8 protein-coding genes are annotated in these 10,427 nt (G+C 32.6%); 4 read left to right on the plus strand and 4 right to left on the minus strand.

Annotation, left to right across the window (positions count from 1 at the left end; genetic code table 11):
- The 3 genes from gldF to dnaN all read left to right on the plus strand — a co-directional run.
- A partial coding sequence (gene gldF, locus VLC96_RS02765) for a gliding motility-associated ABC transporter permease subunit GldF (protein WP_325260528.1) occupies positions 1-639 on the plus strand: 639 nt, incomplete at its 5' end.
- On the plus strand, positions 639-2,324 hold the full coding sequence (gene gldG, locus VLC96_RS02770) for a gliding motility-associated ABC transporter substrate-binding protein GldG (protein ID WP_325260529.1): 1,686 nt from the start codon (positions 639-641) through the stop codon (positions 2,322-2,324). The genes gldF and gldG, both read left to right, overlap by 1 nt.
- Positions 2,325-2,430: 106 nt before the next feature.
- Positions 2,431-3,549: a DNA polymerase III subunit beta gene (gene dnaN, locus VLC96_RS02775; protein ID WP_325260530.1), complete on the plus strand. Its 1,119-nt coding sequence runs from the start codon at positions 2,431-2,433 to the stop codon at positions 3,547-3,549.
- Between the two features lie 428 nt (positions 3,550-3,977).
- Here dnaN and VLC96_RS02780 read toward each other — a convergent pair whose 3' ends face one another.
- The 4 genes from VLC96_RS02780 to VLC96_RS02795 form a co-directional block, all read right to left on the minus strand.
- A complete protein-coding gene (locus VLC96_RS02780; RefSeq protein ID WP_325260531.1) occupies positions 3,978-5,201 on the minus strand; it encodes a TMEM143 family protein in 1,224 nt (407 codons plus the stop codon).
- A gap of 263 nt (positions 5,202-5,464) precedes the next feature.
- Complete coding sequence (locus tag VLC96_RS02785) at positions 5,465-7,237, minus strand: MutS-related protein (RefSeq protein ID WP_325260532.1); 1,773 nt, start codon at positions 7,235-7,237, stop codon at positions 5,465-5,467.
- A gap of 321 nt (positions 7,238-7,558) precedes the next feature.
- A complete protein-coding gene (locus tag VLC96_RS02790) occupies positions 7,559-8,395 on the minus strand; it encodes a universal stress protein (RefSeq protein ID WP_325260533.1) in 837 nt (278 codons plus the stop codon).
- A gap of 232 nt (positions 8,396-8,627) precedes the next feature.
- Positions 8,628-9,455: a universal stress protein gene (locus tag VLC96_RS02795; protein WP_325260534.1), complete on the minus strand. Its 828-nt coding sequence runs from the start codon at positions 9,453-9,455 to the stop codon at positions 8,628-8,630.
- A 205-nt stretch (positions 9,456-9,660) separates the two neighbouring features.
- Between VLC96_RS02795 and mnmE the strand changes: the two genes are divergently transcribed.
- Positions 9,661-10,427 (plus strand): tRNA uridine-5-carboxymethylaminomethyl(34) synthesis GTPase MnmE (mnmE, locus tag VLC96_RS02800; RefSeq protein ID WP_325260535.1); only part of this gene is annotated, 767 nt, incomplete at its 3' end.

Raw genomic sequence — 10,427 nt, forward strand, 5'->3', positions numbered from 1 at the left:
GGATTGTTCCTTTGGGTATTTGAAGGAGATTACAATATATTAAATACTGGTTTTGCCGATTTAACGCCTTTTTTCACTTTGGCTCCTTGGATATTAATATTCTTAATTCCAGCAGTAACCATGCGTAGTTTTTCTGATGAAAAAAAGCAAGGCACACTGGAATTATTACTAACAAAACCGATTAGTCTTTGGGAGATTGTAAATGGAAAATTTCTAGGTGCTTTTCTATTAATCATAATGGCAATTATTCCAACATTTATTTATGTTGAAGTCATTTGGAATCTGGGTTCACCGGAAGGAAATATAGATATGGGAAGCACACTTGGTTCTTATTTTGGATTATTATTTTTAATGGCTGCTTATTCGGCTATTGGAATTTTCACTTCATCTGTTTCCGAAAATCAGATTGTTTCGTTTATTATTGCTGTATTCTTGTGTTTCTTTTTCTATTTTGGATTTCAAGGATTGGCTTCAATTTTACCTAGTTTTTCTTCATTTATTGAATATTTTGGAATGCAGGATCATTATAAAAGTATGAGCCGCGGAGTTATAGATACGCGAGATATAATCTATTTTGTGAGCGTCGCAGTTTTATTCCTTTCTTTCACAGTTTTTAATTTAAAATCTATTAAGTCGTAATGAAAGCATTCAATATAAAAAACGCCAAATCGTTATTGATTACTGTTGCGGTTATATTTCTTTTAAATATCATTAGCAATTTCTTTTTTCATCGTTTTGATTTGACTAAAGATCATCGCTACACCTTGTCGCCGACAACTTTAAAAATTATTAATGAGGTAAAAGCACCTTTGTCCATAAAAGTATATTTACAAGGAGAACTACCGGCTGAATTCAGACGTTTACAACTGGAATCCAAACAACTTTTGGAAGAATTCCAAGCTTATAATTCTAACATTATTATCGAATTTGTTGATCCTTTGGAAAACAAAGACGAAAGTATGGACAAAATTAAAGAATTGTATCGCAAAGGACTTACCCCAGTAAATATCACTGTTGATGATAAAGGAAAGCAATCTCAATCAATGGTTTTTCCTTGGGCAATTGCAGTTTACAATAATAAAGAAGTTAATATTCCATTGTTGAAGAATATTATGGGAACCAATACCACACAAAAAGTAATCGGTTCTGTACAACATCTGGAATACTCGATTGCCGACGGAATTAATAAAATTTCTAAAGGAAAACAAAAGAAAGTCGCTATTATAAAAGGAAACGGAGAATTACCAGAACGGTTCATTGCTAAATTCCTGATGCAGGTTCGGGAAAGTTATTTTATAGGTCCATTTACATTGGATTCGGTTGCAAAAAATCCAACAGGAACTTTAAAATCATTACAAAATTATGATTTAGCAGTAATTGCCAAACCAACAGAAGCTTTTACAGATGAAGAAAAACTGGTTCTTGATCAGTTTATTATTCATGGAGGAAAAACACTTTGGTTAATCGATCAGGTTAATGCCGAAATGGACAGCCTTTATAATCCAACTGGCGCAACATTAGCTTTTCCAAAAGATTTGAATTTGAATGATTTGTTATTTAAATATGGAGTTCGTATTAATCCTGATTTAGTTAAAGATGAACAAGGAAGTCCAATAAAATTGGCAAGTGGCGAACAAGGAAGCGGAACAACATATCAGGATTTTAATTGGAAATTTGCGCCTCAAGTATATCCTCTTAGCAAACATCCTATTGTAAAAAATTTGGGCGGAATCAAATTTGACTTTGCTAACGCAATGGATACGTTGAAAAATGGAATTAAAAAAACAGTATTACTACAATCTTCCCCTTATTCTAAAAAAATAGGAACACCTGTCCAAATCAGTCTGAATATAGTTTCTGAACAAACCTCGCCAGCTGATTATCTGAACAAAGGAAATATTCCGATGGCAGTTTTACTCGAAGGTTCGTTTCATTCGATGTTTGAAAACCGTGTCTTGCCATTTGATGACAAATCATTTTTAAACAAAGAAAAAGACAGCAAAATGATCGTAATTGCTGACGGTGATATTATCAAAAATCAATTAGATAAATCGGGACAACCAGTTGAATTGGGTTATGACCAACGATCTGGCAATTTATATGACAACAAAGATTTCATGATAAATTGCGTCAATTATTTATTAGATGATACTGGACTTATTAACATTAGAGGAAAAGATCTTGATTTGCCATTATTGGATAAAGAAAAAGTGTATGAAAACTATACTTTCACACAATTCCTAACTATCGGGCTTCCAATCCTCATTTTACTGCTATTTGGCCTTGTATTTACATTTTTAAGAAAAAGAAAATACAGCAAATAGATGTTAATAAAAAAATTGCAATACTAGAATAGTTTACAATATATTTGTAAAGTGTATATCAAATTTTATTTAAAAAAAGTACACCATTAAAAACAAAACAATACAGATGAAATTTATAGTATCGAGTTCGTACTTATTAAAACAATTACAAGTTTTAGGCAGTGTCATTAATAGCAACAATACCTTGCCTATTTTAGACAACTTCTTATTTGAATTAAATAATAACGAATTAACTGTTTCGGCTTCGGATTTAGAGACTACTATGTCTGCTACATTAACTATCGACTCTACAAGTGTAGGTAGTGTTGCGGTTCCTGCAAAATTATTATTGGAAATCCTTAAAACTTTTCCAGAGCAACCCCTAACATTTACAGTTGAAGAAAACAGCACTATAGAAATTAGCTCTAATTCAGGTAAATATGCATTGGCATACGCTCCTGGAGAAGAATTTCCAAAATCAGTAAACTTAGACGAACCATCGGTAACATTAGTTCCTGCAGATGTTTTGGCAACTGCGGTTAGCAAAACCATTTTTGCAGCAGGGAATGATGATTTACGCCCGGTAATGTCTGGAGTTTTCTTCCAGTTTTCTCCAGAAGGTTTGATTTTTGTGGCAACAGATGCTCACAAATTAGTAAAATATGCCCGCTCTGATGTAAAAGCATCTCAAGTGGCTGAATTTATTATGCCAAAGAAACCTTTGAACATTTTAAAAAGTATCCTAAGCACATCTGATGCTGAAGTAAAAATAGAATATAACGACTCTAATGCTACTTTTTCTTTCGATAACTACATTTTATTATGTCGTTTGATTGATGGAAAATATCCAAATTACGAAGCGGTTATTCCAAAAGAAAATCCAAATAAATTAATGATGGATCGTTCTCAATTTTTGAGTTCTGTACGTCGTGTTGCGATTTTCTCAAATAAAACAACACATCAAATTCGTTTGAAAGTAGCTGGTGCTGAATTGAATATTTCTGCAGAAGATATTGATTATTCTAACAAAGCAGAAGAAAGATTGACTTGTGATTATCAAGGAGATGATATGCAGATTGGTTTTAACTCTCGTTTCTTGACAGAAATGTTGAACAACTTACAATCAGACATGATTATGCTTGAAATGTCATTACCAAACAGAGCCGGAATTCTTACTCCAATTGACGGATTGGAAGAAGGCGAAACAGTAACTATGCTTGTGATGCCAGTAATGCTAAACAGCTAGTTACCTAAAATACGAAACTAACCAAAACCATTTTTATATTTCGAAAAACCAAAACTTCCTAACCAGAGTTTTGGTTTTTTTTTGTGACTTAACCCTTTGAGTGAAATTATTTTTTACCACATAGAGACATAGAATTTATAGTATTCAAAAAAGAATGTAATAGTAGTTTTACTATTCACATAGCCCATCTATGTAAAAAAATAGGACTATTTCTTTTATTTCTTAAGTGATTTGCTATTAATCTATGTAGTGCATTTTTTTTTAAACTTGACCCGAGCGAGAGCGAATTGGCGTAGCAATTGCACCCAAAGACTTATGACTTATATTATTTGTATTGAAAATTCATTAAAACTTCGCTTTTACAAAGTTATTTTTACAAGCACATTCCATTGCTGATAATTTCAATTAAAAAAATATTTTAAAAATCTCTAATTATAATCAAAAACTCCGTCCCACAAAGCATCAATTTGAACAAGAGCTTTTTCTAAAGAAACAACTTCCCATTTGCCATTTGTTTCTATTCCGAGCCCAAGATTTTTTAATTTAGACAAAGCATCTTTTACATCAAAATCTAAATCTGTATTCAATTCTGAAAGAAACCAAAATTCAATTTGAGAATCCAATTCTTCTGCGGATAAAGGCTTTTCACTTTTGTCTAAAAAAGAATAAACCAAAATAGTCTCTTTCATTACTTCTTCTTCGGATGAATTTAAGAGTGAATAAAAAGCACCACTATTATTTCCTAAATTTTTGAAATATAAGCTATCTGAAAGCATTTTAGAATATCTTATTTTCTTATTCACATAATTATTGTATTGACGAAATAAATATGCAGATAGAATTCCCAACGCGATTAAACCTTGATTTAAAGAGGTTTTGCTATTCAATAAATCAATAGCTTCTCCAGTTTGATACGCTCTGTACATACCAACCAGAGCAGGGATTACTTTAGCACTCAATAATGAAATTCCACCAAAAATAGCCGGTATCCACAAAAGCAATTTGTCTGTCATAGACATCTTTGGTATTGCATTTGGAAAAATCGTTTCTAAGTCATTTTTAGGAACACGCTTAAAGATCTTTAAAGCAATGGAACCCGGTTCAAACGGAATACCTTTTAGTTTTACTTTTTTCTCTTTCAGATAATCAGCATCACTATAATTAAGGTAAACCATCACACGATCATAGTATTCAATTTCTACTTCTTTTTTCCAAAAAAAGAATTTTGTTACTTTCTCTTTGGCTTTATGCTCACCACGAACATACAATTCGTAATCTTTGAAAGCATTGAAATCAATCGCCAAATCCAAACCTATCAAATCTGAGTCTTTGAGTGCTTTGTCTAGAGTTTCTTTATCGATACGAGTGTAATTACTATGATCCAGAACCTTTAAGAGAGTTTCTTTGAAAACCGAAAAATCACTTTTACCTCTAAAACGTTCTTTTTCATGCTGACTCAAATCTGGATCAAACAGAGCATAATTTTGCTTTAGCTTCCTGTTAAGATTGAAAGCTTCGTAATGGTAATAATGTTCGATAATATCAAAAAGCTTTTTATAATTATCAACCTTTTTGTGGTCATTAGAGAAAGTTGCAAGTTGTTGCTCGAGTAAGAATTCCTTATTGAAAGGAATGTAATGGTCTCGTGTCATTTTAGATTTACGATTTGGGATTTACGAATTACGATGTGAAAATTACGATTTGATAATTATTATTTAGAGTGCAAAAATACTATTCGCAATTTAATTTTAAAATCATTTTTGTATGAGCTTTACTAAACAAGATTTTTTAAAACATATAAGTAATATTAGGATATATAAGCTTAGCAAAAAAAAAACATTAATTTATATGAACTTTATATCACTAAATACTGTGACTAAACTGCTAACTAAAATCTGCCAACTGCTATCTTGTTCTAAATCACACCCATTTTTTGCATTAGGAAAGTAGCACTTTTATTTTTACAGATACCATCACGGAGTTTGTAATCAAAATGTAATTCATTGTTGTTGATTTCAACTTCAAAGCATTTGTTGGTTAGGATATTTGGGTATCCATTGGTGGTTAAACATACTTCAATATCATGTGTTGCAATTGCTCCAATGGCTTTTTTGGCGATCACTTTTTTGACTACTTCAATCGTTCCGTTGCGTTTATCGTCTGAGTTGGTTCCTCTTAAAATTTCGTCCAGAAGAACGAAGGCAGGACGCTCTTCCAATTCGTCCATAATTTGTTTTAAGCGCTTGATTTCAGCGAAGAAATATGATTCGCTATCTGCTAAAGAATCGGAAAGTCGCATCGAAACTAAAACTGGCAACGGATGCACGTTTGCCTGACTTGCACAAACTGGTGATCCCATTCCTGAAAGCACCATATTAATCCCTAAACTGCGTAAAAAAGTACTTTTGCCCGACATGTTAGAACCGGTCAAAATCATAAACGACTGTGGTTGAAATTGCACCTCATTCCCTACTCTAGTTGCCGGATTCAACAATGGGTGACTAAGATTGGCGAAAGAAATCTCATAATTAAGATTTAATGTTGGATAGACAAAATCGGGATTGTTATAAGCAAAATTAGCCAAGCTGTTCAGCATTTCAAACTCGCCAATCACTTCCAGCCATTCTTCTAGTACAATTGCATGCTCTTTTTTCCAGGTAATCATTGCTTTTAAAACATGGATATTAAAAAGAAAAGTTCCATTAAATAATATGGCTGTTACAAAATTCCCAATACTTTCCATCTTAGAAAATAACTCGGCTAATTTTTGAAGATGAACACTTGCTTTTTGATTTTTAAAATGCAGTTTTTGTTGTAATGCAATTAACTTTTCGGACTGGAAATTTTCGTTTTCGATTTTTTGAACCAATAAACTATATTGGCTAATAATCTTATTGATATTATCAGATTGAGCAATTTCCATTTGAATTCGTTTCGTGAAATAACCTAAAATATTTAAATTAACCACAAACAAAACCGACATATATGTCAATAAAACAAGTTTTGAAGTCAATAAATATCCCAAAAAACATCCAAAAAATAGTACTGGAAATAAATATGAAATTATTACGGCTGCTTTGGACAATGGTTTGCTATTGAAAACGCTCCATTTCAATAAGGTTTTGTATAATGATTCGTTGTCTTGTCCAACTTTGGCGAAAGCCAAAAATTCCTGCCGCCAATTTAATTTATCTTTTAATTCCTGAACGGCTTTATGATTTTTCAGTATTTCGTCGTTTGGCAAAAGCGTCAAAAGTTGTTTTGCTAAAGTCTTTTTCCCTATGAAAGTTGCTGTTCTGTTTAGGTTTTGGAATAATGAATGCTCTCCAAAAATATCCAAATCGTAGGCATACGGATGATGAAAATCATTGAATTCAATACCATTTTCAAAAGGGATTGATTTTCTTTCTAAATAGATAATTTCATTTTCGTTGATAGCTATAAGGGCGGTTTTTACTTTTTTCTGAAAGGATAATTTAGAATGGATTCGCATCAGAATAACAAAACCAGCAAATAATACAATTGCCGTTATGACAAATATTCTCTCACCAGTTTTTATATAATAGAATAGGCTTGTTAACAAAAGTATAATACTTACAAACCTAAAAAAACTGATTGTATTGTATTTTGAATTAATTGCCTTTAAATCCTGTGAATATTCTTTGCTATTGCTTTTGTATACTTCCATTTTTTCTTTTTACTGATATACAAATGTAAGTAATTTTAAAAGCTTTTGGCTATTAGAGATTAGTGCTGGCGTTATACTTGAAAGCTAAAAAACGCAAAAATTTAATTAATGTCGATTTTAAAAAGATTTCAAAAAATCTAATTGATTTTAGTATATGACTAAAGTAATAATGTTTGAGAATTTTGGAATAAACTTGGGGGAAAATTAATTATTGAAGTAGAATTCCTAACAGGTTTTTAAAACCTGTTAGGAATATTGTGATTAGTTTAAATACTAAGATTCGTAACTACCTACAGAAATCTAAATTCTGCAAACTTACTCCTACTCCTCTTCATGCATCGCCAAAATAGGGACTGTTGAAGTATTTGAAAATTTTTGAGTAAGGCTTGGATGGAATAATTCCGAAAAGAAGTTACGTTTGTGTGTAATCATTGCCAAGATGTCTATGTTTTTGTCAGAGATGAATTCGAAAATTGTTTCTTTGACCAAATCACTGTATATTATTAAAAAGTCAACACTTTCGCTTTCAAACTGAAGTTTCCATTGATTTATAGTTTCCTCGGTTACATCAGATTTGCTGGTTTTTACATATAAACATTTTACGTTGGCATTTGCTTTTTTTGCTATTTTAAGTACTTGTCGTAAAGCCTTTTTGTCTTTATCTCTAAAGCGGGTTGTAATACCAATAGTTTGGATTTTGGAAAATTCGGCTTCGATGGGTACACTTAGCACTGGAACATTTACTGCGGATACAACTGCGCCGGTATTAGAACCTATAAAAAAAGCTTCCCATCCCGTAGCGCCAGCGGTTCCCATGACCACAAAATCTATATTTTCTTCTTTTATGGCTCTTTGGATGCTGTAAATTAAGTCTCCTTCTACGAGTTTATGGCTTAGTTTAATGTTTTCTAACTGTCGTTGTCGGGCAAATTCTCGGAGTTTTGGAATTTGGTTTTTGAAGGCATCAAACTGTCCCAACTGCATTGAATCATAAAGAGTATAATAATTGTCTGGCGTATATGGGCTTTCGATAATTGGCAGCTCAAAAGTATGCAATAATATAAGCTCTCCTTTGACAATATTGGCAAATTCTAAAGCGTAAATAAAAGCGTTATTAGCGACATCAGAAAAATCGGTTGGAAATAAAATTTTTTTCATTTTATGTGATTTTAGAGAATTAGTAATGTTATTAGTTTCGTATTTTGATTTGTGATCCTTCTTTTAACCCCAAAAATTGTTGTGTTCTGAGATTGCGTGAGGGATAGCAGCTGGCTACCGAAGTAGCGCGTATAGCCCGACCCCGTTGAGCAAAGGGGCTGTATATGCGTTGTGATAAGTAAGCCCCTTTGCTCAACGGGGTCACACCCAACATATTTTAGAACGTTTGTTTTTATTTAACTGATAAAAATGGAATATTGATATCTATCGCTAGTTTTTTGGAAAGGCTTACTTGAAATAGTTTTTCGAAAAAGCCTTTGTGTCTGGTATAAACCGCTATCATATTGATTTGGTTTTGCTGAATAAAATTCAAAATCGATCCCTCAACATCGTCACTTATAACGGAATGGAAAGCAACATTTTGGTCTTTGAAAACGTTTTTGAAATCGACTATAAAGTCGTTATTATAAGCCTTATGGGGAGGTTTGATATTGAGGCAATCGATATGTGCGTTGAGTAACTTGGCCAAATCATTCACCTTTTTTAAGATTTCAATGTCATCGATGTGATATCGTGTGGTAAAAAGTATTTTATCGATAGCATGAAATTGGCATTTGGCCGGTATAGCTAATACGGTTGTTTGGGCTTCGTCCATAATTTTGGTCGTGGTCGTACCAAAAAATATTTGACGCAACTGAGTAATTCCTTTGGTTCCAGTAACGATAATATCTATTTTTTCGTTTTTGGAAAACTTGAGGATTTCTGCAATCAAATTTCCTTGAATGAGGACATTTTTGATTGGAATATGGCTTAAATTGTTCGCTTCGGCTATACTTCTTAAAACAGGGATTTCGTCTTTATAATTTTCAAAATCGCGCAATTCTTTACGCCCATAAATCTTTTGTAAATAAGCAGATATGTCTATAAATTGTGGCGAATCTACGGCGTAAACATGCAAGGTTATGATTTCGGCATTTAAGACTTCTGCCAGTTTTAAAGCATATATAAACGCATTTTGAGAAACGTCTGAAAAATCTGTTGGAAACAATATTTTCTTCATACCTATTTTATTTAATTGAAAATCAATGTTATATATAAAATTACAAAATTTACTACTGATATTGTATGATAATTGTCATTTTGAGTTTTTTAGTCCTTAACCCTAGTCTATTATTTTAATTAATTGGCCTACATTGAAAGCTAAGGACTAGCCGCTAAAGATTAAAGCCAAAAAAAATGTTTACTTTTGCAGAAAATTTTTAGTTATGATTAAAAACGATTCTATAGTTGCTTTGGCCACTGCTTCGGGAGCGGGAGCTATTGCTGTAATTCGTGTTTCAGGAGATGATGCCATTACTATTGCTAATTCCGTTTTTAAGTCTATCAAGGACAAAGATTTAACTAAACAAAAGTCACATACGCTACATTTGGGACATATTGTTGATGGACAAAAAACACTGGATCAGGTGTTAATTTCCATTTTCAAAAATCCCAATTCTTATACAGGCGAGAACACTATTGAGATTTCGTGTCATGGTTCGACTTATATTCAGCAGCAAATTATTCAGTTATTATTGCGAAAAGGGTGTCGTATGGCTGATGCGGGTGAATTTACCCTAAGAGCTTTTTTGAACGGAAAACTCGATTTATCACAGGCCGAAGCTGTTGCCGATTTGATTTCGTCTGACAATGAAGCTTCGCATCAAATTGCGATGCAGCAAATGCGTGGTGGTTTTTCTAATGAAATTGCAAAGTTAAGAGAGGAATTATTGAATTTTGCTTCGTTAATTGAATTGGAATTAGATTTTGCCGAAGAAGACGTAGAGTTTGCAGACAGAACGCAATTTCATGAATTATTGAATAGAATTGAGTTTGTTCTTAAACGTTTGATTGATTCGTTTGCGGTTGGAAATGTTATTAAAAACGGCATTCCGGTTGCCATTGTGGGTGAACCAAATGTTGGGAAATCTACTTTATTGAATGCTTTATTAAATGAAGAACGCGCCATTGTTTCGGAAATTGCAGGAACTAC

It is taken from the genome of Flavobacterium sp. (assembly GCF_035456085.1).
In the GTDB taxonomy this organism is placed as follows: Bacteria; Bacteroidota; Bacteroidia; order Flavobacteriales; family Flavobacteriaceae; genus Flavobacterium.

Coding starts and splice junctions, on each gene's coding strand:
- VLC96_RS02795 (WP_325260534.1), bottom strand. CDS start 9,455: ATGAAGAAAATATTGTTTCCAACAGATTTTTCAGACGTTTCTCAAAAT.
- gldG (WP_325260529.1), top strand. CDS start 639: ATGAAAGCATTCAATATAAAAAACGCCAAATCGTTATTGATTACTGTT.
- VLC96_RS02790 (WP_325260533.1), bottom strand. CDS start 8,395: ATGAAAAAAATTTTATTTCCAACCGATTTTTCTGATGTCGCTAATAAC.
- VLC96_RS02780 (WP_325260531.1), bottom strand. CDS start 5,201: ATGACACGAGACCATTACATTCCTTTCAATAAGGAATTCTTACTCGAG.
- VLC96_RS02785 (WP_325260532.1), bottom strand. CDS start 7,237: ATGGAAGTATACAAAAGCAATAGCAAAGAATATTCACAGGATTTAAAG.
- dnaN (WP_325260530.1), top strand. CDS start 2,431: ATGAAATTTATAGTATCGAGTTCGTACTTATTAAAACAATTACAAGTT.